The sequence below is a fragment of the Bradyrhizobium sp. 62B genome (assembly GCF_030272265.2).
Lineage (GTDB): Bacteria > Pseudomonadota > Alphaproteobacteria > Rhizobiales > Xanthobacteraceae > Bradyrhizobium.
The window spans coordinates 742,650-763,064 of sequence record NZ_CP092841.2 but is presented as its reverse complement, the minus strand read 5'-3'; the positions used below and the strand labels follow the sequence as shown (position 1 = coordinate 763,064).

The window sequence follows — 20,415 nt, the reverse complement described above, 5'->3', positions numbered from 1 at the left end:
CGGTTACGGCTCCACCCAGCGCTGCACCGCTTCGGCGGTGTCGGCGGGCGTGGTGTTGAAGCAGATCGCTGCATCCGGCGCCAGGCGGTGGACGAGGTTGAGCACCTTCTCGAACAGCAGCAGGCGCTCCTTCGGCTCGCGCAGGCCGGCGCCGATCACGATGCAGTCGAAGTGCTCGTCGTGGAAGGCCGCGGTGACGGCGGCCTCGGCCGTCGCATCGAGATCGATCAGGCAGCTCGTGACCTCGAAGCCGAGACCGCGCAGACGCAGCAGCTGGGCTTCGATGTAGCTGCGCACATGTTCGGGCGTGAGCTGCGGGAACGCGCTGTAATCGGCATTGCCGGGCTCGATGCCGATCGCGAGGATGCGCTTGGCCATGCCGGACCTCCAGAATCACCTCATCCGTCAACGGAATGCCCTGTCGGCGGGTTCCGCCTGGGAGCGTCGCCGTTCGGCCGCGGTGACTGCGCGGATGCCTATTGACGCAGCATGATCAGGGCATCGGCGGTGTCGGGGACGCGCCGCCACTGCGCGTTGTCGTCGGCCTCGAACTGCCAGGCCGCGCCTGACTTCGACATCAGGACGATCTGGCCGCGTTCGAGCCGCCATTGCGTCGGGTTGAACTGCGCGATGGTCGCGTCGCATTTCGGCTTGAGGAAGACCTGGAAATTGTCGGGGCTCGCCTCGGTGTTGGTCAGCGTCAGCGCGCACACCGGCTGGCCGTTGCCGCGGACCATCGACCAGTCGCCGATCATCTGGTCCATCGACTTCGCCATCGAGCGGGCGGCGGCGAGATCCTGCAGGATGTAGACGCCCTCACCCTGGCGCAGGCCTTCGAAGATGCCGGCCTCGACCTCGGTGAAGTCGATCACGGCTTCACCGGTCGCGTCCTGCAGACGAACGATATCGAGGCCCCTGACGCTCCAGGCGACGATATCCTTGGTGAAGGGCAGCGCCGTCTTGCAGGCCGGCTCCAGCTCCAGCTTGAAAGCCTGGCCTGCGGCGTCGGCCTTCATCGTGACGACGCAGGTCTTGCTGCGTTCGGTGGTCGAGAGCTCCCACTGGCCGGGCATCGACTTCTTCAGGCTCGTCGCATCCTGCGCATGCGTAGCGCCGATCGCGGCCAACGAGGCCGCGACGGCGAATGCAACGACCTGAAGGCTTCTCATCAGCGCCCCCTAAACGGCGTTTCGGCAACCGGCGTCAACGGCGCCTTGCCTGAGAACCATGATTTGAGGTTGTCGACCACGAGCTGGTCCATCGCGTTGCGCGTCACCACCGAGGCCGAGCCGATATGCGGCAGCAGCACGACGTTCTGCATGGTCTTGAGCTCGTCCGGCACCGTCGGCTCGGCCGCGAACACGTCGAGGCCGGCGGCGAGGATCGTGCCGGATTTCAGCGCCTGCACCAGCGCCGGCTCGTCGACCACCGAGCCGCGCGCCACGTTGATCAAGACGCCGCGCGGGCCGAGGGCCTTGAAGACCTCGGCATTGATCATCTTGTTGGTCGAGGCACCGCCGGGCACGATCACCATCAGCGTGTCCACCGCCTTCGCCATCTCGATCAGGTCAGGATAGTGCTTGTAGGAGACGTCCTTGGACGGATTGCGCGAGTGATAGACCACGGGCACCAGCGAGGCATCGAGCCGGCGCGCGATGGCCTGGCCGATCCGGCCCATGCCGACGATGCCGACCTTGCGGTCGCGCAGCGAGCCGACGCTGAGCGGATAGTTCTGGGTCTGCCAGAGCCCGGAGCGCACATAGCGGTCGGCCTTGATGAACTCGCGCAGCGTGGAGATCAGCAGGCCCATCGCGACGTCGGCGACCTCCTCGGTCAGCACGTCGGGCGTGTTGGTGACGATGATGTTGTGCTCGGCGGCATATTTGGCGTCGATATGGTCGTAGCCGACGCCGAAGCTCGCCACCATCTCGATCTTGGGCAGTTGCGACAGCGAGTCCTTGTCGGCGCGCACCGTGTGATAGGTCACGGCGACGCCGCGAATCTTCTCGCGGATCGCCGGCGTCAGCCGCTCGAGGTCGCCGCGCGTCTCGGCCTTGTGCACGACGAAATGATCGGAGAACCCGTTCTCGAGGATCGGCCGCACCGGCCCATAGATCAGAAGGTCGATCTTTTCGGACGAAATCGAACCGGCAGCCATCAGTTTTCCTTTCCAAGCGCGCTTTCGTGCCAGCGCCGTAAAACGAGGTGCGAAACTAGCGCCAGCACCCCATAGATGACAATCCCGGCGAGCGACAACAAAAGCAGCGCTGCGAACATGCGGGGTATGTTCAATCGATAGCCTGATTCCGCGATCCTGTAGGCGAGCCCGGAGCCGGCGCCCGCCGTTCCCGCAGCGATCTCGGCCACGACCGCGCCGATCAGCGACAGGCCGCCGGCGATGCGCAGGCCGCCGAGAATGTAGGGCAGTGCGGCGGGCAGCTTGAGAAACCGCAAGGTTTGCGGCTTTGATGCGCCATAGAGCTGGAACAGGCCGGTGAGGTTGCGATCGACCGAATTGAGCCCGAGCGTGGTGTTGGACAGCACCGGGAAAAAGGCGACGATGAAGGCACAGACCACGACCGCGGTCTGCTGTTCCAAATAGATCAGCAGGAGCGGCGCAATTGCGATCACCGGGGTGACCTGAAGGACGATCGCGTAGGGAAAGAGAGAATATTCCACCCATTTCGACTGGTTGAACAACAGCGCCAGCGCGATGCCGCCGATGCTGGCCGCGATAAAGCCTTCGAGTGTGGTCAACAGCGTGGTGACGAGCGATTGCGAGAGCACGGCCCAGTCCTTGAACAGCGTCAGGACGATGATCGAGGGCGCCGGCAGTACGTAAGGCGGGATCTCCTTGACGCGGACCACCAGTTCCCAGGCGATGAGGCCGGCGGCGAACACGATGACGGGAAGCATCAGGCGCAGCGCGCCTTGCGGCTTCGCGGTGACGGGGGCTTGCGCGCTCATAGCAGCGACTGCCCCGAATAGGACGGCGCCAGCGCGCCCGAGACCTTGCGGCAGTAGTCGCCGTAAGCGGTCGACGTGCGAAACTCTTCGCCCCGCGGCTCGACCGTCTCGATGCGGATGTCGGCCTGGATGCGGCCCGGCCGCGCCGTCATCACCACCACGCGCTGCGACAGGTAGACGGATTCGAACACCGAATGGGTGACGAAGATGACAGTCTTGCCGAGGGCTCGCCACAGCGCGAGCAGGTCGTTGTTGAGGCGGAAGCGCGTGATCTCGTCGAGCGCGGCGAACGGCTCGTCCATCAGCAGGATGTCGGGATCGGTGACGAGCGCGCGCGCCAGCGACACCCGCATCTTCATGCCGCCGGAGAGCTCGCGCGGAAAGCTATCTGCGAAATCGGCGAGCCCGACGCTGGCCAGCGCAGCGTCCGCACGCGCGCGTCCCTCGGACTTCGGCACACCGCCAAGCCTCAGCGGCAGCCGCACGTTCTCGCGCACGCTGGCCCAGGGCATCAGGGTCGGCTCCTGAAACACGAAGCCGATGCCGTGCCCCGGCTGCGCCTCGCCCTCGTGGCGCGCCACCCGCACGATCCCGGAGGACGGCGCGCTGAGCTCCGCGATCAGCCGCAGCACCGTCGACTTGCCGCAACCGGACGGGCCCAGCAGCGAGATGAACTCGCCCTTGCGGACCGTGAGGTCGAACGGGCCGAGCGCCGTGATGCCGTTGTCATAGGTCTTCGTCACGCCGCGCAGGCTGACGGCGAGATGCGACAGGCCGGTCTCGACGGCGGACGAAGTCTTGACTGAAGACATCGACCTTGCGCTACGGCTTGTTCGGACGCAGCTCGACGCCGACGCCCTTGTTGACGAAGCGCAGCGTGTAGGACTTGCGGAAGTCGAGATCCGCCTTCACGACGCCGGCCTTGACCATCTTGTTGAAGAAGGAGGAGTAGCGCTCGTCGCTCATCGCACCGATGCCGTTCTTCAAGCTGTCGCCGGAATCGACGATGCCGTGCTCCTTCATCTTGGCGACGGAATAGGCCAGCAGATCGTCGGTCATCTCCGGATTGAGCTTCTTGATCATGGCGTTGCCGGCGGAATTGTCGCGATAGATGTAGTTGTACCAGCCGACCATGGAGGCATCGACGAAGCGCTGGACGAGATCGGGCTTCTTCTCGACGATGTCGCGGCGCGTCTCGATCAGGGTCGAATAGGTGTTGAAGCCATAGTCGGCCAGCAGCAGCACGTTGGGCTTGAAGCCCGCCGCCTTTTCCACCGCGAACGGCTCGGAGGTGACATAGCCCTGCATGGCGCTCTTGGGATTGGCGATGAAGGGCTGCGGATTGAAATTATAGGGGCGGACGTTCTTCTCGCTGAAGCCGTATTCGGACTTCAGCCACTGGAAATAGCTGCCCATGCCCTCCTTGGAGACGAACAGCGTCAGCGGCTTGAGGTCCTCGAGCTTGGCAACCTTGGCATCCGGCTGCGTCAGCATCACCTGCGGATCCTTCTGGAAGATCGCGGCGATGGTCACGACGGGAACGTTGTTGGCGACCGCATCGAACGACATCAGCGTGTTCGCGGCCATGAAGAAATCGATCTTGCCGGCGATCAGCAGCATCCGGTTGTTCTCGTTGGGGCCGCCGGGAACGATGGTGACGTCGAGCCCGTATTTCTTGTAGGTGCCGTCGGCCACCGCCTGGAAGAAGCCGCCGTGCTCGGCCTCGGCGACCCAATTGGTGCCGAAGGTGACCTTGTCCAGCGTCTCCGCGCGCGCCGGGATGCTGCAGGCGAAAGCGGCCAAGAGGCCCGCAATGAGCGTTCGCCGCATGTGAATGGGGGGCATAATGGCACTCCGTCGATCGCTTAAAACCCAATCGCATCTGGCTCATATGAACGCAACGCGATAGAACCGCATGACATCAGGGGACGCGAACCAGCCGGGTCCGCATCCCCTGATAGCGCAAATTACGTGACAAATTCGGGCAAAGAAACCTTGATGACGCCGTCCCGCGACTGGACCGCAATCCGCTGGGCCGATGCGCCCGCCGCGGAGACGGCACGCTGGATCGCGGTGCTGCCGCTGGCGGCGACCGAACAGCATGGCCCCCATCTGCCGCTCACGACGGACGTGCTGATCGCTGACGCCTATCTGGCGCGCGTGCGCGAGCTGTTGCCGGGAAGCGTTCCAGCGACGTTCCTGCCGGTTGAACCGGTCGGGATCTCCACCGAGCATATCGACTATCCGGGCACGCAGACGCTGCCGACCGAAGCGGCGCTGAAGCGATGGACCGGGATCGGCGAGGACATCGCGCGGCGCGGCGTGAAGAAGCTCGTCATCATCACCAGCCATGGCGGCAACAGCGCGGCGATGATGCTGGTCGCGCAGGATCTCCGCGCGCATCACAAGCTGTTCGTGGTTACGACATCGTGGTCACGGCTGTCGGGCGCGGATCAATTGTTCCCGGCCGATGAAGTGCGTCACGGCATCCACGGCGGCGCGATCGAGACCTCGATCATGCTGGCGCGCTATCCCGATCAGGTGCGGAAGGATGCGATCGCGGATTTTCCCGCGAGCAGCGTCGCGATGGCGAAGCAATATCGCTGGCTGTCGACGCAGCGGCCCGCGCCGTTTGCCTGGCAGGCGCAGGATCTCAACGCCAGCGGCGCAATCGGCAACGCGACATTGGCTGAGCCTGCGAAAGGCGAGCGGCTGCTCGACCAGGGCGCGAGGGCCTTTTGCGAATTGCTGAGCGAGGTCGATAACTTCGACGTGAACAGGCTCGCCAAGGGGCCTCTCGGCTAGCCCATATCCTGTTGAAATCATTCGAGAAAGTTCACAGATCCAGCAGCGGATTTGCCGCATTCGAACCGGACGCGAGGAGCCTCCGTCAAACTGGGCACGCGGGCCACAACGGACCGCCTCAACCTCGGATGGAGTTTCACATGTCGATCAAGACCAAGATTGCCGCCGTCGCTCTCGCTGCCCTCGCCGTCACCGGCAGCATCGTGTCCACCACCTCCTCGGCCGAAGCCAAGCAGCCCGGTTGGGTCTGGGGTGTCGGTGCCGGCATCGCCACTGCCGCCGTCGTCGGCTCCGCGATCGCCGCCAGCAACGACCCCTATTACTACGGCTATCACCGCTGCGGCTGGGTCGCCCAGTACAACGCCTTCGGCCAGTACGTCGGCCGCGTTCGTACCTGCTACTGATTTGAGTACCTGAGGCCGATCTCTCGTGGATCCTGCGTCCGACACGGGCGCCTCATCCACCCCGTGTCGTGCCCCCGACCCCGCCCGGCTGTCCCCCCGGGCGGGGTCATTCATTTGTGGCACCTGCCGGAATCGTTGCAGCCCCGTCACACAGCGGTGCGAACCATCCTCTGCGGCAATGCGTACCAGTTGCTATTGCGAATTAATCGCAATAAGGTCTCGGTCAAGCTGAGGGGCTGGGAAGAACCCGCGTCGAGCCGAGATCATCTCGGCGGTGCGCAGGCACTTTAAGTCCTGATGACAGGGGCGCCGCGAATCGGCAGGGATATCGCGGCGGATGGGATTCATTCGCGTTTGGGGGCGTGCGTTTTGGCGTTGAGAGATCACAGACACCGGTGCTTGCGAACGGCCGCGGCGATTGCCGCGGGCGTGCTGGCTTTTCCCGCCACCGGCCGCGCGGCCGATCTGCCGCTGAAAGCTCCGGCCCTGAAAGCGGTCTACGACTGGACCGGCCTCTATATCGGTGCGCATGCCGGCTATGGCCGCGGCTCGTCGCACTTTGCGCTCAACGACGGCACGGCGATCAACGACAGCGGCGTCTTCAGCGGCATGATCGGCGGCGTGCAGGCCGGCTACAATTACCGGCTCAACTCGGGCTGGCTGGTCGGTGTCGAAGGCGATTTCACGTTTCCCAACTACATCACCTCGAACTCGATCGTCTCGTTCCTGACGACACCCGGCAACACCGTCGCGCAGCAATGGGACTACACCGCGAGCCTGCGCGGCCGCGTCGGCTACGCCAGCGGGCCATGGCTGCTCTACGCCACCGGCGGCTTTGCTTGGATGGGCGAGCGCTATTTCGACGCGCCGGCCTCGGGCGCCGAAATCCCGAAAATCCTGAACACGCGGCCCGGCTGGATCGCAGGCGCTGGCGTCGAGTACGGCTTCGCGCCGCATTGGAGCGCGCGGCTCGAATATCTCTACAGCCGGTTCGACGGCGCCAACGTCGCTTTCTCGACGGGGGCCCAATACACCTCCTCGTCGCTCGACTTCCAGCAGGTCAGGCTCGGCCTCAACCGCAAGGTCGATTGGCCGGGGATGCCGAGCTATGATCCGAAGAGCTCGCTGATCGACACGGAATCGGATCGCTGGGAGATCCACGGCCAGAGCACCTATCTGCCGCAAGGTTATCCGTCGTTCCCCGCGCTCTACACCGGGCCGAACTCGCTCACGCCGTCGCGGCAAGCCAAGGCGACGTGGAGCAACAGCCTGTTCCTGAACGCACGGCTGTGGGACGGCGGCGAGGTCTATTACAATCCCGAACTGCTGCAGGGCTTTGGACTGAGCGACACGGTGGGCGCGGCCGGCTTCCCAAACGGCGAAGCGCAGAAGTCGAACTTCCCCTATCCGCATTACAACACCTCGCGCCTGTTCGTGCGCCAGACCTTCGGCTTCGGCGGCGAGCAGGAAGAGCTCGCGAGCGGTCAGCTGCAGCTGGGGCAGAAGGTCGACGTCTCCCGCCTCACCGTGCAGGCCGGCAAGTTCGCGGTGGTCGACGTGTTCGACGGCAATGCCTATGCCAAGGACACCCGCAAGGACTTCATGAACTGGTCGCTGTGGGCACCGGGCGCCTTCGACTATTCCGCCGACAAGGTCGGCCTCACCTATGGCGTCACCGCCGAGCTCAACCAGAAGCAATGGGCGCTGCGCGGCGGCTATTTCCTGATGGTTTCCGAGCCCAATGCAAACCATTTCGACACCAGGGTCGGGGAGCGGGGCCAATACGTGCTCGAGCTGGAGACGCGCTTCTCGCTGTTTGGCCAGCCCGGCAAGCTCAGGACCATGGGCTGGCTCGACAGCGCCAACATGGGCAGCTTCCGCGAGACGCTGAACAATCCCGCGCTCAACCTCGACATCGCGCAGACCCGGCGCGGCCGCATCAAGGTCGGCTATGTCGTCAATCTCGAACAGGCGATCACCGAGGATGTCGGACTGTTCGGCCGCTGGAGCTGGAACGACGGCAAGAGCGAAACGCTCGCCTTCACCGACATCAACCGCAGCCTGTCGGGCGGACTTTCGATCAAGGGCACGAAATGGGGCCGGCCCGACGACGTGATCGGCGTCGGCGGCGCGATCAACGCGATCTCGCAGGACTACCGCGATTTCCTCGCCGCCGGCGGCCTCGGCGTGCTGATCGGCGACGGTGCGCTCAACTACCGCAAGGAGCGCATCCTCGAAACCTACTACGCCTATGCGCTGAACAAGAATCTCACGCTCACCGCCGACTACCAGCTGATCGTCAACCCCGCCTACAATGCCGACCGCGGGCCGGTGTCGGTATTCTCAGGACGGCTGCACGGCGAGTTCTGAGCAGCGGCGCAAGTGCGATGAAATCAGGTGGTGGCCGTTTCACCTCTCCCGCTTGCGGGAGAGGGAGCGCACCTGCGTTGTAGCAGCGGTCTCCGATCCCACCACGCCGTCTACGCCGCGCGGATCGCGTCGAGGAATTTGCCGACCTCGACCTTGAGGCGTGTGCTTTCGCCGGACAGCGATCTCGCGGAGTTGAGCACGTTGGCGGACGCCGAGCCGGTCTGGCTGGCGCCGCGCTGGACGTCGACGATGCTGGCCGAGACCTGCTGGGTGCCGCGCGCGGCCTGCTGCACGTTGCGGGAAATCTCCCGCGTGGCCGCGCCCTGCTCCTCGACCGCCGAGGCGATCGCGGACGCGATCTCCGACATGCGGGTGATGGTGTCGCCGATCGCCTTGATGGCGCCGACGGATTCGTCCGTCGCGGCCTGAATTCCCGAGATCTGCTGGCTGATCTCGCCGGTGGCCTTGGCGGTCTGCTCGGCGAGCGCCTTGACCTCGGAGGCGACGACCGCGAAGCCGCGCCCGGCCTCGCCGGCGCGCGCCGCCTCGATGGTGGCGTTGAGGGCGAGAAGATTGGTCTGGCCCGCGATCTGGCTGATGAGCTCGACGACGTCCCCGATCCGCCCCGCGGCCCTGGCGAGCTCGCCGACATGGTCGTTGGTCCGCCCGGCCTGCTGCACCGCCTCACCGGCGATGCGCGCGGAGTCCTGCACCTGCCGGCTGATCTCGTCGACCGACGAGGCCATCTCCTCGGCCGCCGCGGCCACGGTCTGCACGTTGGTGGAAGCCTGTTCGGAGGCGGCCGCGACGGTCGCGGTGACCTTCTCCGATTGATCGGCCGTGCTGGTCAGCGTGCCCGCGGATACTTCCAGCTCGGACGAGGCCGACGACACCGTGTTAATGACGTCGCCGATCATGGCTTCGAATTCGCGCGCGATCTGGTCCATGCGCTGGCTGCGCCGCAGCTTCGCCTCGGCCTCGACCGCGGCCGCCTCGTCGGCTTGCTTCTTGGTGAGCAAGGAATTCTTGAAGTGCTGCAGCGAGCCCGCCACCTGGCCGATCTCGTCATTGCGGCCGGTCGCGGGAATCTCGACGTCGTGCTGTCCGGCGGCGAGCGTTCCGATCACGTCCGCGATCCGGCCGAGCGGCGTCACCACGCGGCTGCGCAGCATCATGGTCACGCCACCGAGCGTTCCGAGCAGGGCAAGCACGGCAACGCCGGCCAGCGCCAGCATCGCCAGGGCGCCATTGCGCGCAGCAATGGCACGCTCGGCCGCTTCGGCCAGCGCGGCGTCGCGCACGCCGTAGAACATCTGGATGGCGGGGACGATGACGTTCGCCAGCTCCTCGGCGTTGGTGCCATACTTGCCATCGCCTCTTGCCGCGGGCATCTCCTTGTCCACGATCGGAGCTGCTTTGCCAAAATAGGATTCCGTCGCAGCCTTCAGCGCGGAGGCGATGCGGGGCGGATTGCCGAGCTGCTGCATGCCGGCTTCGATGCGCTCGCGATCGGCTTCGACACGCCCCTGCATGCGGTCCATCAGCGAGAATTCGGCCGCCACCATCGGACGGCGTGCGGACAGCGCCGGCGACAGCGTGGCGGCGCGGCTGCCGGCCGAGACACGCAGATCCTGTGCGGTCCGCGCCAGGCTCAAGAGCGCCGCGAGCGAGGAATCGGCATTGACGACCTGCCCTTCGAGCCGGTTCATGATGGGCTCGATGTTGCTGATGACCTCGGCAACGGCGGGCAGGAAGCCCTTGACCACGGCACTGTCGCGTGCCGCCAGGGGAACGCTCATCGCGCGGTCTGCCGCAGTATAGATGTCGTTCAGCCGTCGGGCGGTGCGATCCAGGGTTTCGATCATCGCTGCGCTGTCATCGAGCACAAGGATGGCGCGCCTTGCAGCCTCGAATCCGGCGTCGGCCGCTTTCGCAGCCTTCCCGGCCGCTTCGCTCTGCGCCTGCGTCGCAACGCCTTCCTGGAAGATCGGCGAGATGTAGGGGGCACGAAGTCCGGCGACATGCTGGCTGACCGTCAGCATCGCACCAAAGGCATCGACCGTCTTGATCGCGTCGGAGCGGTTCGTGAAGATGCGCGTCTGGGGTATCAGCACCTCGGCGCCGAGGATGACCGCAAAAACCGTCACCGTCAGCATCGACAGCGCGAAAAGCTTCCCGATCCGCATCTTTGGGTCCCCCCGAATACATTTCTGCAATCTCGAAAACCTAGCGGCGGGCCACTAAGGGGCCGTTAAGCATCGCTCCGTAGTTCCGCGGAGTGTCAGGTGGTCGCGGGCCCCCGGGACCATTGTCGCGCGTGGGTTCCCTGGGCGTTCGGATGCGGCAAAATTGACGGCATTTCCTTGCCGAATACCTATATCAAGGCGTGTGCCGTTGATCCGGCCACACTCCCTTACCTCGGAACCCCGATGCTCTCCGTCGAACTCGTCATCGTCGTCGTCCTGATCGTCATCAACGGCCTCTTGTCCATGTCCGAGCTGGCCGTGGTCTCGTCCCGTCCGGCCCGACTGTCGCTGCTCGCCGCCAAGGGCGTGCGCGGCGCCGAGCGGGCGCTGACGCTGGCGGCCGATCCCGGCAAGTTCCTCTCGACGGTGCAGATCGGCATCACGCTGGTCGGGGTGCTCTCCGGCGCGTTCTCGGGCGCGACGCTCGGACAGCGGCTGACGCAATGGCTGCTCGAGCTCGGCCTGTCCCCCGGCGTTGCCGACATCGTCGGCGTCGGCCTCGTCGTCACGCTGATCACCTACGCCACCCTGATCGTCGGCGAACTCGTGCCGAAGCAGGTGGCGCTGCGCGATCCCGAAAGCATCGCGGTGAAGGTTGCGCCGGCGATGCACATTCTCGCGAAGGTCTCGCTGCCGCTCGTCTTCCTGCTCGACCTCTCCGGCAAGCTGATCCTCACTTTGCTCGGCCGCGGCGGCAAGTCCGAGGAGAAGGTGTCGGAGGACGAGATCCATCATCTCGTCAGCGAGGCCGAGAGCGCAGGCGTGCTCGAGCCCGGCGAGAAGGAGATGATCGCCGGCGTGATGCGGCTCGGCGACCGGCCGGTGGGCGCGGTCATGACGCCGCGCACGGAGGTCGACGAGATCGACCTGAACGACGATTTCGCCGCCATCCAGGCGATCATCGCCAAGAGCCCGCACTCGCGCTTTCCCGTCTCCGACGGCGACCGCGACAAGCCGATCGGCGTGCTCCAGGCCAAGGACCTCCTGGTCGCCTTTATGAACGAACGCGAGCCCGATCTGCGCGCGCTGGTGCGCGAGGCGCCCGGCATCCCGGCGTCGGCAGACGCGCGCGACGTGCTGACCATCCTGAAGACCGCTCCGGTTCATGTCGGCTTCGTCTACGACGAATATGGTGGCTTCGAAGGCATGGTGACGGCCGCCGACATCCTCGAGTCGATCGTCGGCGCCTTCCATTCGGAAGCGGGACCGCCGGAGCCGGCCTATGTCAAGCGCGCAGACGATTCATTCCTGATCTCTGGCTGGATGCCGGTCGACGAATTCGGCGAGTTGCTCGGCGTCGAATTGCCGCCGCACCGCTACAACACCGTGGCGGGCCTCGTGCTGCAACAGTTCAGCGCGCTGCCCGACACCGGCGATGCCTTCGACTTCGGCGGCTGGCATATCGAGGTGATCGATCTCGACGGACGGAGGATCGACAAGATCCTGGCGAGCCGATTGAGCGAGGTCGAGACGGGATGAGGCAAGCGGCGTCGCGAATAGCGCTCCAGCTCCCCCTCACCCGAACCGCACGCCGATCCGCTTCTCCTTGCGCCAGACCACGGTGCAGGACAGATGGGCTCCGTCGGCCGGGACAAACAGCGTGAAATGTTCGGGGATGCCGACCGGGCTGGTGACGTCGAGCGCAGCGCCGGTGTCGGACAGGTTGCGGACGGTGCAGTCGATCGCGCCGCCGCCGAACTCGATCGTTCCGGCCTTCAGCACACGATGTCTCGCCTTGTCGCGCCGTTCGTCCATGGGCACAATTTACACCCAAAGTTGAACCAACCGTTAAAAGCCCGCCCCGCTCTCGGCGTGATTGTGCGGACCGGTATCGCGGTGGGGCGAAGCGGTGCCGCTACAGCACCGGCTGGAACGTGTCCGCCCGCGCCATCCGCCAGGCATCGCTGAAGCGCGGGTCCTCGGTGCCGTCGATCAGCTCGCCCGGACGCAGCGCCGGATAGAGCTGGGCGAAGGATTGCACCTGCGTCGTCGACGTCCGTTGGCTGAAATGGATCGGACGCAGCTGCTGCGGATGCTCGAGGCCCGCGGCGGCGATCAGCTCGGTCAGCGAATGCAGCGTCGCGTGGTGATAGTTGTGCACGCGATCGATCTTGAGCGGCACGTAGAGCGCGCGCGCCCGCGTCGGATCCTGCGTCGCCACCCCGGTCGGACAGCGGTCGGTGTGGCAGCTCAGTGACTGGATGCAGCCGAGCGAGAACATGAAGCCGCGCGCCGAGTTGCAATAGTCGGCGCCGATCGCCATCGCCCGCGCCATGTCGAAAGCGGTGGCGATCTTGCCGGACGCGCCGATCCTGATGCGGTCGCGCGCATTGATGCCGATCAGCGCGTTGTGGACGAAATTGACGCCCTCGCGCATCGGCATGCCCAGATGATCCATGAACTCCAGCGGCGCCGCGCCGGTGCCGCCTTCATTGCCGTCCACGACGATGAAGTCAGGATAGATGCCGGTCTCGAGCATCGCCTTGCAGATCGCCAGGAATTCCCAGGGATGACCGATGCAGAGCTTGAAGCCGGCCGGCTTGCCGCCCGAGAGGCGGCGCATCTCGGCGATGAACTGCATCATGCCGGTCGGCGTGGAGAACGCGCGGTGCGAGGCCGGCGAGATGCAGTCCTCGCCCATCGCGACGCCGCGGATCTTGGAAATCTCCTCCGAGACTTTTGCCGCCGGCAGCACGCCGCCATGGCCGGGCTTGGCGCCCTGGCTGACCTTGAGCTCGACCATCTTGATCTGGTCGTCGCCGGCGACGCGCGCGAACGCCTCGGGGTCGAAGGCGCCGTCCAGACGTCGGCAGCCGAAATAGCCGGAGCCGATTTCCCAGATGATGTCGCCGCCCATCTCGCGATGATAGGGGCTGACGCCACCCTCGCCGGTGTCATGCGCGAAGCCGCCTTTCTTGGCGCCGGCATTGAGCGCCCGCACCGCGTTCGGACTGAGCGCGCCGAAGCTCATCGCGGAGATGTTGAACACCGAGGCCGAATACGGCTTCTTGCAGTCGGGGCCGCCGATGGTGATGCGGAATTTTTCCTGGGCGTGCGTCTTCGGCGCGACCGAGTGATGCATCCACTCATAACCCTCGCGGTAGACGTCCTCCTGGGTGCCGAACGGACGCTTGTCGAGCTCCATCTTGGCACGCTGATAGACCACGGCGCGGGTGTCGCGCGAGAACGGCATGCCGTCCTTCTCGCTCTCGAAGAAATATTGCCGCATCTCGGGGCGGATCTCTTCGAGCAGGAAGCGGATATGCGCCGAAATCGGATAGTTGCGCAGCACCGCGTGGCTCTTCTGCAGGAGATCGCGGACACCGAGCAGCGTCAGCGCGCCGAAAATCAGGATCGGCACCAAGAGGATGTCGAAGATCTTGCGGTCGGCGATGCCGATGCCGATCAACAGCGCGGTGACGACCGCGCAGATCGTCAGCACGATGAAGCGCGGCGAGAATGGCAGCAGCAGGGTTTCCATGATCCCCTCTTCCGCCAGCGGCAGGCGCTTGGGGGATGCGTGCGGGGGGGCTGAGTGTTGGGAGGATTCCTGCGTCTTGGTGTCGTTGGCCACGATTCCGATCCTCTCGCCAGCATGAGGCGGTACGATACGCCCTCGCCTGTCATACGGATATGACGCGGCCCTTGTTTCAGGCTAGCGAATTTGGCCGAGACAAATCAATCAGCCCGATGGGCGGGGTGCGGTGCAGCAAAGGGGGATGTTCGGACGGCGGGGCCGGTACAGGCGGGGCGATGGAAAGCAAGCCCGCGGGAGCCGCCACAAACGACGGTGTCGTCCCGGGCAAGCACCAGCGCAGACCCGGGACGGCAGCTGAATTGATGGCTGCGAGCGGCGCTTACCGCTCGACGAACGCCTTCTCGATCACGAAATGGCCAGGCTTGTTGCCGCTTCCCTCGATGAAGTCGCGGCCTTCGAACATCACCTTCAGCTCTTCCAGCATCGCCGGGCTGCCGCACATCATGATGCGGTCGGTTTCGATGTCGAGGGGCGACTGCCCGATGTCGGTGAAGATCTGCCCGGAGTTGATGAGGTCGGTAATGCGGCCGCGGTTCTTGAACGGCTCGCGGGTCACGGTCGGATAGTACACGAGCTTGTCGGCGAGCAGCTCGCCGAACAGCTCATCCTCGCGCAAATTCGCGACCAGCTTCTCGCCATAAGCGAGCTCGGAGACCTGACGGCAGCCGTGCACCAGCACGATGGACTCGAACTGCTCGTAGACGTCGGGGTCCTTGATCAGGCTCGCGAACGGCGCGAGGCCCGTGCCGGTCGAGAGCAGCATCAGCCGCTTGCCGGGGATGAGGTTGTCGGTGATCAGCGTACCGGTCGCCTTGCGGCCGACCAGGATGGTGTCGCCTTCCTTGATCTTCTGCAGGCGCGAGGTCAGCGGACCGTCCTGAACCTTGATCGAGAAGAACTCGAGCTCTTCCTCGTGGTTGGCGCTCGCCATGCTGTAGGCGCGCAGCAGCGGACGGCCGTCGACTTCGAGGCCGATCATGGCGAACTGGCCGTTCTGGAAGCGGAAACCGGTATCGCGCGTGGCGCGGAAGCTGAACAACGTGTCGGTCCAGTGCTGAACGGACAGAACCTTCTCTCGGTAAAACGCGCTCATGATTTTCGATATTCCGAATAATTGCGGTTTTAGGGCAAAAGCGTTGCCCGGCCCTGAAAACGGGGCGGACACCATTGCCATGGCGGAGGATTTCGCGTGTGTGATCTACGCCATTGAGACCAATAATCAACCTCGTTTCGGGTGCAATTGATGCCGATCAAACCGGCATTTGCGGCTGAATTGGTCGCAGGATTAACGAATCTCCTGCCCGGCTTGCAGGAAGGGCAATTTCTTTTCCCTCCGGGGCTCGATTGCAGCACTTAATTTCCGTCGCGCTCGCGAGAATTTCATTAAGAATAGCTCTGATTTCCACCCCGCTTGGCGCCGATGCCCGCGTTTTTGCGGCTTTTCGCGCCAGGACTGATCGAAACGAACGGCTGAGGCAGATGGCAGGCGGCGAGCGAATCTTCGTTCAGGCAATCCGGCGCTATAGTGCCGACCACGGCATCGCCGTCGATGTCCGCGCCGGCGGCTGGCTGATCGCGATGCGCCGGGGCAACGAGCGGCGCTTCGCCTTCGGCTACGACATCGGCCTCAACAGCGCCATCGCGCATCGTCTCGCCAATGACAAATCGGCGACATCAGAGGTGCTGGCACTCACGGGCGTGTCCTGCATCGCGCATCACCTCTTCCTCAATCCGAAGCTGGGCGGGAACGTCGTTGGCGCCGGCTGGCGGGACGCGATGCTCGAGTTGCTCCACGAAAATCCGCAAGGCGTGGTGATCAAGCCGAACGAGGGAACATCGGGACGCTCGGTTTTCAAGGTGACGAATGAGGCGGAGCTCGACCACGCGACGGGCGAGGTTTTCTCGATGTGCACCGGGCTCGTGATCTCGCCCTATGTCGCGATCGAGGACGAGGTCCGTGTGGTGCTGCTCAGCGATGTGCCCCTTGTCGTCTACAGCAAGCAGCGTGGCACGGATTGGCGGCACAATCTCGATGCCGGCGCAAAGCCGGTGCTGCTGGCGGATGGCGAGACTCGTACGGCCTGCGTGAAGCTCGCGACCGAGGCCGCGCGCGCCATCGGCATTGTGTTTGCGTCGATCGACGTGGTGCGCGTCGACGGCGAATGGCGCGTGCTCGAGATCAATTCAGGCGTGATGATGGAAGCGTTAGGCAAGCTGCACCCGGAGCTGGTGCAGGCGACCTATGACGCGGCGCTGGATCGGGTGTTTGGCGAAAATTAGCAGAGAACTCGCTGCCGCCTCTCTCCTTCTTGTAGGAGAGGGTGGCTCACCGCGAAGCGGTGAGACGGGTGAGGGGTTCTCTCCGCGAGTCCAACTCTCATCCGAATGAGCGGAGAGATACCCCTCATCCGGCGCTTCGCGCCACCTTCTCCCACAAGGGGAGAAGGGAAGGCAGCGAGATCGCGGCGCGAGCGTGGACTAATTATTCGCGCTCGCCGAATCGTCCATCGCCTTGAACGCCTCTTCCAGCTGCAACGAGATCGGCACGTTCAGGCGTTCGCCGGTCGGAAGCCGCGCGGTGAACCATTTGTTGTAGAGCGGGACGAGGTCGCGGTTGGAGCCGAGCTTGCGGAAGGCGCGCTCGACGACGGCGGACAATTGCGGCTCGCCTTTCCTGAACATGATGCCGTAGGGATCGTAGGACAGGTAATCGCCGGAGACGCGGAATTTGTCCTGCGCCTTGTGGCGCGCGATCAGGCCGAAGAGCAGGATGTCGTCGGTCGCGAACGCGTCGGCCTTGCCGTCGGCGAGCATCTGGTAGGATTGCTCGTGATCGGTACCGGTGACGATATTCAGCCCCAATGCGGACTTCTTGTCCGCCGCCTGGATCGCCTGCTCGTTGGTGGTGCCCTTGGTCACCACGATGGTCTTGCCCTTCAGATCAACCAGCGACTGCACGGTGGATGCCTTCGCCACCATCAGCTTGGTGCCGGCGACGAACATCAGCGGCGAGAAGGCCACGCGCTTGCCGCGCTCGGCATTGGCCGTGGTCGAGCCGCATTCCAGGTCGATCTTGTTCTGGAGCACGGCGTCGATGCGGTCGTCCGAGGTGACCTTGACGTAGTCGATCTTGAGATTGGGGTCGTCGACCTCGACGCCGATCTCCTCGACGATGGCCTCGCAGAGCTCGAGGCTGTAGCCGATCGGGCGGCCCGACTGGTCGAGGAAGGAAAACGGCGGCGAGCTCTCGCGATAGCCGAGCCGCACGGTGTGCGCCGTTTTGATGGCCGACAGCGTCGGGCTCAGCCCTTCGCCGGTCTGCGCGAGCGCCGGGGTCGCGAACAACGACGCGGCCAACAAGGAGGTCGCGAGCAACGATGCCGCGAGCCTCAAGCGGCCTGAGGTCAACGACCTCGCCAGGATCTGGCCCATGGTTCGCTCCTACCCATGGCCGGCCATCGCGGGCACCTCGCCGGGAATCATGTCATCAGGCACGGCATCGCCGGGTCCCATCGCGTGCTCAGGCCCAAGCCCGCCTTCCCATTTGGCCACGACCGAGGTCGCCAGCGTGTTGCCGATCACGTTGGTGGCGCTGCGGCCCATGTCGAGGAAGGTGTCGATGCCCATGATCATCAACAGGCCCGCCTCGGGGATGTTGAACTGCGCCAGGGTCGAGGCGATCACGACGAGCGAGGCGCGCGGCACGCCGGCGACGCCTTTGGAGGTGATCATCAGCGTCGCCAGCATCGCGAGCTGGGTGCCGAGCGACATGTCGATATGATAGCTCTGCGCGATGAAGACGGCCGCGAAGGTGCAGTACATCATCGTGCCGTCGAGATTGAAGGAATAGCCGAGCGGCAGCACGAAGCTGGAGATGCGCGAGGAGGCGCCGAAGCGGTTGAGCGCCTCGAGCGTCTTCGGATAGGCCGCCTCCGAGCTCGCGGTCGAGAACGCGATCATCAGCGGCTCGCGAACCAGCTTCAACAGATGGCTGTAGCGCGGCCCGATCACGATGAAGCCGACCACGACCAGGATCGCCCACAGGATCATCAGCGAGAGATAGAAGCCGCCCATGAAGACGATGAGCTTCCAGAGCACGGCGAGGCCGTTCTTGGCGACTGTCGCGGTGATGGCGGCCCACACCGCGAGCGGCGCGAACAGCATCACGTAGCTCGTGACCTTGAGCATGATATGGCCGACGTCGTCGATCATCGCGAGGATCGGCTTCGAACGTTCGGGCATGGAGCCCATCGCAACCGAGAAGAACACCGCGAAGATCACGATCTGCAGGATCTCGTTCTGCGCCATCGCATCCGCGATCGAGGTCGGGATCAGATGGGTGAGGAATTTCTCGATCGAGAAGGCCGACACCGGCAGGCCGGTCGATTGCCCGGCCTGGGGCAGCGTGCCCGGGAAGTTGGCGCCGGGCTGCAGCAGATTGACCATGATGAGGCCGAGCAGCAGCGAGATGAAGGAGGCGCTGATGAACCAGCCCATGGTCTTGGCGAGGATGCGGCCGAGCTTGGAGCCCGATCCCATATGGGCGATGCCGCCGACCAGGGTCGCGAACACCAGGGGCGCGATGATCATCTTGATCAGGCGCAGGAACATCATGGCGATCAGGTTGATGGCGGAGGCCCACTCGGCGCGCGTGTCGGGCAGGAAGTTGTAGATCGCTGCCCCCATGACGATGCCGAGCACCATCGCGGCCAGAATGTATTGCGTGAACCTGTTCGACATCGCTTACCCCCACGTACACCGGCGCTTCATGATGTCGCAGATATTTGAGCGACGCAACACGCTTTGCGTGTGATCGCGTTTTCACGATGTTCCCGTTGTGAAATCGCACGCCGCGATCTAGCCTTCATGCAGCGCACAACGCATGCGGCCTGCTCGTTTTGTTTGCGGCGGCTGCATCAATAATCGTCAAGACGATCGAAGAGGGAAACGCCATGAGCGGCAGCACCAATCGCCAAATTCTGCTGGTCGAAAAACCCAGCGGCAAGCTCGGCCCCGAACATTTCAAGATTGTGGACGGTGCCGTGCCGGAACCGAAAGACGGCGAGGCCTTGCTGCGCGTGCGATACATTTCACTCGACGCCGCCAACCGTGCCTGGATGCACGGCGCGACCTACCGCTCCGCGGTCGAGGCCAACAGCGTGATGGCCGGCGGCGCCATTGCCGAGGTGGTCAGCTCGAAGGCCGAGGGCCTGGCTGCCGGCGACATCGTGTTCGGCGACACCGGCTGGCAGGAGTTTGCCGCGGTGCCGGCGAAGCACCTCACCAAGATGCCGAAGCTCGAACCGATGACGCATCTGCTCAGCGTATTCGGCATCGCCGGCCTCACCGCCTATTTCGGCCTGCTCGAGATCGGCAAGCCCAGGGAGGGCGAGACCGTCGTGGTTTCCGCGGCCGCAGGCTCGGTCGGCTCGATCGTCGGACAGATCGCCAAGATCAGGGGATGCCGCGTGGTCGGCATCGCCGGCGGCGCGGACAAGTGCAACTGGCTGACCTCCGAGCTCGGCTTCGACGCCGCCGTGGACTACAAGGACGGCGCGGTGTTCAAGGCGCTGCGCGCGGCGGCGCCCAAGGGCATCGACGTCTATTTCGACAATGTCGGTGGCGACATTCTGGAAGCCTGCCTGCCGCAAATGAACAATTACGGCCGCATCGCCTGCTGCGGCGCGATCTCGCAATATGACGGCGCGCCCGCAGCGCACGGCCCGCGCGGCGTGCCGGGCCTGATCGTGGTGAAGCGGCTGGTCATGCAGGGCTTCATCGTGATGGACTACATGAAGGAGAGCCCCCGCGCGCTCGCCGATCTCCAGGGCTGGGTCAAATCCGGCAAGCTGAAGGTGCAGGAAGACATCATCGACGGATTGCAGAACACGCCGAAGGCGCTGATCGGACTGCTCGCGGGCGAGAACCGCGGCAAGCGCATGGTCAAACTCTGACGGCGTCGGCTCATCGCATTCGCGCCGGCACAATCTACTTGCGGTAGAGGCCGAAGCGGCCAATGATATCGTTCGCGAGGCATCACTCGCGACGATTGCGATTGCGCGACTTTGATTAAGCGTCGAACGAT

Annotated in this window: 18 protein-coding genes; 6 read left to right on the top strand and 12 right to left on the bottom strand. The window is 64.6% G+C overall.

Annotated elements, in window-relative coordinates:
• Nucleotides 1–3: 3 nt before the first annotated feature.
• The 6 genes from ML401_RS03600 to ML401_RS03575 all read right to left on the bottom strand — a co-directional run bounded on the left by ML401_RS03600 (nucleotide 4) and on the right by ML401_RS03575 (nucleotide 4,812).
• Nucleotides 4–378, bottom strand: a complete 375-nt coding sequence (locus ML401_RS03600) for a hypothetical protein (protein WP_285809841.1) — start codon at nucleotides 376–378, stop codon at nucleotides 4–6.
• A gap of 98 nt (nucleotides 379–476) precedes the next feature.
• Nucleotides 477–1,169, bottom strand: a complete 693-nt coding sequence (locus ML401_RS03595) for an AprI/Inh family metalloprotease inhibitor (protein WP_285809840.1) — start codon at nucleotides 1,167–1,169, stop codon at nucleotides 477–479.
• A complete protein-coding gene (locus ML401_RS03590; RefSeq protein ID WP_194405707.1) occupies nucleotides 1,169–2,158 on the bottom strand; it encodes a 2-hydroxyacid dehydrogenase in 990 nt (329 codons plus the stop codon). Before ML401_RS03590 ends, ML401_RS03595 begins: the two co-directional genes overlap by 1 nt.
• Nucleotides 2,158–2,967 (bottom strand): ABC transporter permease, encoded by an 810-nt coding sequence (locus ML401_RS03585; RefSeq protein ID WP_211418805.1) that lies wholly within the window; start codon nucleotides 2,965–2,967, stop codon nucleotides 2,158–2,160. The genes ML401_RS03590 and ML401_RS03585 overlap by 1 nt, the downstream gene beginning before the upstream one ends.
• On the bottom strand, nucleotides 2,964–3,779 hold the full coding sequence (locus ML401_RS03580) for an ABC transporter ATP-binding protein (RefSeq protein WP_212065814.1): 816 nt from the start codon (nucleotides 3,777–3,779) through the stop codon (nucleotides 2,964–2,966). Before ML401_RS03580 ends, ML401_RS03585 begins: the two co-directional genes overlap by 4 nt.
• A gap of 10 nt (nucleotides 3,780–3,789) precedes the next feature.
• Complete coding sequence (locus ML401_RS03575; RefSeq protein WP_211418807.1) at nucleotides 3,790–4,812, bottom strand: ABC transporter substrate-binding protein; 1,023 nt, start codon at nucleotides 4,810–4,812, stop codon at nucleotides 3,790–3,792.
• A gap of 153 nt (nucleotides 4,813–4,965) precedes the next feature.
• Here ML401_RS03575 and ML401_RS03570 point away from each other — a divergent pair, with 153 nt between their 5' ends.
• The 3 genes from ML401_RS03570 (at nucleotide 4,966) to ML401_RS03560 (ending at nucleotide 8,546) form a co-directional block, all read left to right on the top strand.
• Nucleotides 4,966–5,772: a creatininase family protein gene (locus tag ML401_RS03570; protein WP_259215380.1), complete on the top strand. Its 807-nt coding sequence runs from the start codon at nucleotides 4,966–4,968 to the stop codon at nucleotides 5,770–5,772.
• A 140-nt stretch (nucleotides 5,773–5,912) separates the two neighbouring features.
• Complete coding sequence (locus tag ML401_RS03565; protein ID WP_194405702.1) at nucleotides 5,913–6,176, top strand: hypothetical protein; 264 nt, start codon at nucleotides 5,913–5,915, stop codon at nucleotides 6,174–6,176.
• Between the two features lie 399 nt (nucleotides 6,177–6,575).
• The gene (locus ML401_RS03560; RefSeq protein ID WP_259215378.1) at nucleotides 6,576–8,546 is read left to right on the top strand and encodes a carbohydrate porin; all 1,971 of its coding nucleotides are present in this window, start codon (nucleotides 6,576–6,578) and stop codon (nucleotides 8,544–8,546) included.
• A 110-nt stretch (nucleotides 8,547–8,656) separates the two neighbouring features.
• Here the strand turns inward: ML401_RS03560 and ML401_RS03555 are convergent, their stop codons facing one another.
• Nucleotides 8,657–10,732: a methyl-accepting chemotaxis protein gene (locus ML401_RS03555; protein WP_285809837.1), complete on the bottom strand. Its 2,076-nt coding sequence runs from the start codon at nucleotides 10,730–10,732 to the stop codon at nucleotides 8,657–8,659.
• 243 nt (nucleotides 10,733–10,975) lie between these two features.
• Here ML401_RS03555 and ML401_RS03550 point away from each other — a divergent pair, with 243 nt between their 5' ends.
• Nucleotides 10,976–12,271: a hemolysin family protein gene (locus ML401_RS03550; protein WP_285809835.1), complete on the top strand. Its 1,296-nt coding sequence runs from the start codon at nucleotides 10,976–10,978 to the stop codon at nucleotides 12,269–12,271.
• Between the two features lie 36 nt (nucleotides 12,272–12,307).
• Here the strand turns inward: ML401_RS03550 and ML401_RS03545 are convergent, their stop codons facing one another.
• From ML401_RS03545 to ML401_RS03535, 3 genes are all read right to left on the bottom strand, one after another.
• On the bottom strand, nucleotides 12,308–12,547 hold the full coding sequence (locus ML401_RS03545; protein ID WP_194405698.1) for a PilZ domain-containing protein: 240 nt from the start codon (nucleotides 12,545–12,547) through the stop codon (nucleotides 12,308–12,310).
• A gap of 100 nt (nucleotides 12,548–12,647) precedes the next feature.
• On the bottom strand, nucleotides 12,648–14,273 hold the full coding sequence (locus ML401_RS03540) for an FMN-binding glutamate synthase family protein (RefSeq protein ID WP_246776537.1): 1,626 nt from the start codon (nucleotides 14,271–14,273) through the stop codon (nucleotides 12,648–12,650).
• A 376-nt stretch (nucleotides 14,274–14,649) separates the two neighbouring features.
• Nucleotides 14,650–15,423, bottom strand: coding sequence for a ferredoxin--NADP reductase (locus tag ML401_RS03535; RefSeq protein WP_194405696.1), 774 nt, complete (start codon nucleotides 15,421–15,423; stop codon nucleotides 14,650–14,652).
• A gap of 386 nt (nucleotides 15,424–15,809) precedes the next feature.
• Between ML401_RS03535 and ML401_RS03530 the strand changes: the two genes are divergently transcribed.
• Nucleotides 15,810–16,610: a RimK family alpha-L-glutamate ligase gene (locus tag ML401_RS03530; protein WP_285809828.1), complete on the top strand. Its 801-nt coding sequence runs from the start codon at nucleotides 15,810–15,812 to the stop codon at nucleotides 16,608–16,610.
• 198 nt (nucleotides 16,611–16,808) lie between these two features.
• Here ML401_RS03530 and ML401_RS03525 read toward each other — a convergent pair whose 3' ends face one another.
• On the bottom strand, nucleotides 16,809–17,762 hold the full coding sequence (locus ML401_RS03525; RefSeq protein WP_285809827.1) for an amino acid ABC transporter substrate-binding protein: 954 nt from the start codon (nucleotides 17,760–17,762) through the stop codon (nucleotides 16,809–16,811).
• Nucleotides 17,763–17,771: 9 nt separating this feature from the next.
• Nucleotides 17,772–19,070: a dicarboxylate/amino acid:cation symporter gene (locus ML401_RS03520; RefSeq protein WP_285809826.1), complete on the bottom strand. Its 1,299-nt coding sequence runs from the start codon at nucleotides 19,068–19,070 to the stop codon at nucleotides 17,772–17,774.
• Between the two features lie 212 nt (nucleotides 19,071–19,282).
• Here ML401_RS03520 and ML401_RS03515 point away from each other — a divergent pair, with 212 nt between their 5' ends.
• On the top strand, nucleotides 19,283–20,284 hold the full coding sequence (locus ML401_RS03515; RefSeq protein ID WP_285809824.1) for an NADP-dependent oxidoreductase: 1,002 nt from the start codon (nucleotides 19,283–19,285) through the stop codon (nucleotides 20,282–20,284).
• Nucleotides 20,285–20,415: the final 131 nt, after the last annotated feature.

Excerpts from the sequence above, each read along its gene's own strand:
- ML401_RS03555 (WP_285809837.1), bottom strand. The coding sequence starts at position 10,732 with ATGCGGATCGGGAAGCTTTTCGCGCTGTCGATGCTGACGGTGACGGTT.
- ML401_RS03520 (WP_285809826.1), bottom strand. The coding sequence starts at position 19,070 with ATGTCGAACAGGTTCACGCAATACATTCTGGCCGCGATGGTGCTCGGC.
- ML401_RS03550 (WP_285809835.1), top strand. The coding sequence starts at position 10,976 with ATGCTCTCCGTCGAACTCGTCATCGTCGTCGTCCTGATCGTCATCAAC.
- ML401_RS03515 (WP_285809824.1), top strand. The coding sequence starts at position 19,283 with ATGAGCGGCAGCACCAATCGCCAAATTCTGCTGGTCGAAAAACCCAGC.
- ML401_RS03565 (WP_194405702.1), top strand. The coding sequence starts at position 5,913 with ATGTCGATCAAGACCAAGATTGCCGCCGTCGCTCTCGCTGCCCTCGCC.
- ML401_RS03570 (WP_259215380.1), top strand. The coding sequence starts at position 4,966 with ATGACGCCGTCCCGCGACTGGACCGCAATCCGCTGGGCCGATGCGCCC.
- ML401_RS03525 (WP_285809827.1), bottom strand. The coding sequence starts at position 17,762 with ATGGGCCAGATCCTGGCGAGGTCGTTGACCTCAGGCCGCTTGAGGCTC.
- ML401_RS03535 (WP_194405696.1), bottom strand. The coding sequence starts at position 15,423 with ATGAGCGCGTTTTACCGAGAGAAGGTTCTGTCCGTTCAGCACTGGACC.
- ML401_RS03580 (WP_212065814.1), bottom strand. The coding sequence starts at position 3,779 with ATGTCTTCAGTCAAGACTTCGTCCGCCGTCGAGACCGGCCTGTCGCAT.
- ML401_RS03600 (WP_285809841.1), bottom strand. The coding sequence starts at position 378 with ATGGCCAAGCGCATCCTCGCGATCGGCATCGAGCCCGGCAATGCCGAT.
- ML401_RS03585 (WP_211418805.1), bottom strand. The coding sequence starts at position 2,967 with ATGAGCGCGCAAGCCCCCGTCACCGCGAAGCCGCAAGGCGCGCTGCGC.
- ML401_RS03530 (WP_285809828.1), top strand. The coding sequence starts at position 15,810 with ATGGCAGGCGGCGAGCGAATCTTCGTTCAGGCAATCCGGCGCTATAGT.
- ML401_RS03595 (WP_285809840.1), bottom strand. The coding sequence starts at position 1,169 with ATGAGAAGCCTTCAGGTCGTTGCATTCGCCGTCGCGGCCTCGTTGGCC.
- ML401_RS03540 (WP_246776537.1), bottom strand. The coding sequence starts at position 14,273 with ATGGAAACCCTGCTGCTGCCATTCTCGCCGCGCTTCATCGTGCTGACG.
- ML401_RS03590 (WP_194405707.1), bottom strand. The coding sequence starts at position 2,158 with ATGGCTGCCGGTTCGATTTCGTCCGAAAAGATCGACCTTCTGATCTAT.
- ML401_RS03575 (WP_211418807.1), bottom strand. The coding sequence starts at position 4,812 with ATGCCCCCCATTCACATGCGGCGAACGCTCATTGCGGGCCTCTTGGCC.
- ML401_RS03545 (WP_194405698.1), bottom strand. The coding sequence starts at position 12,547 with ATGGACGAACGGCGCGACAAGGCGAGACATCGTGTGCTGAAGGCCGGA.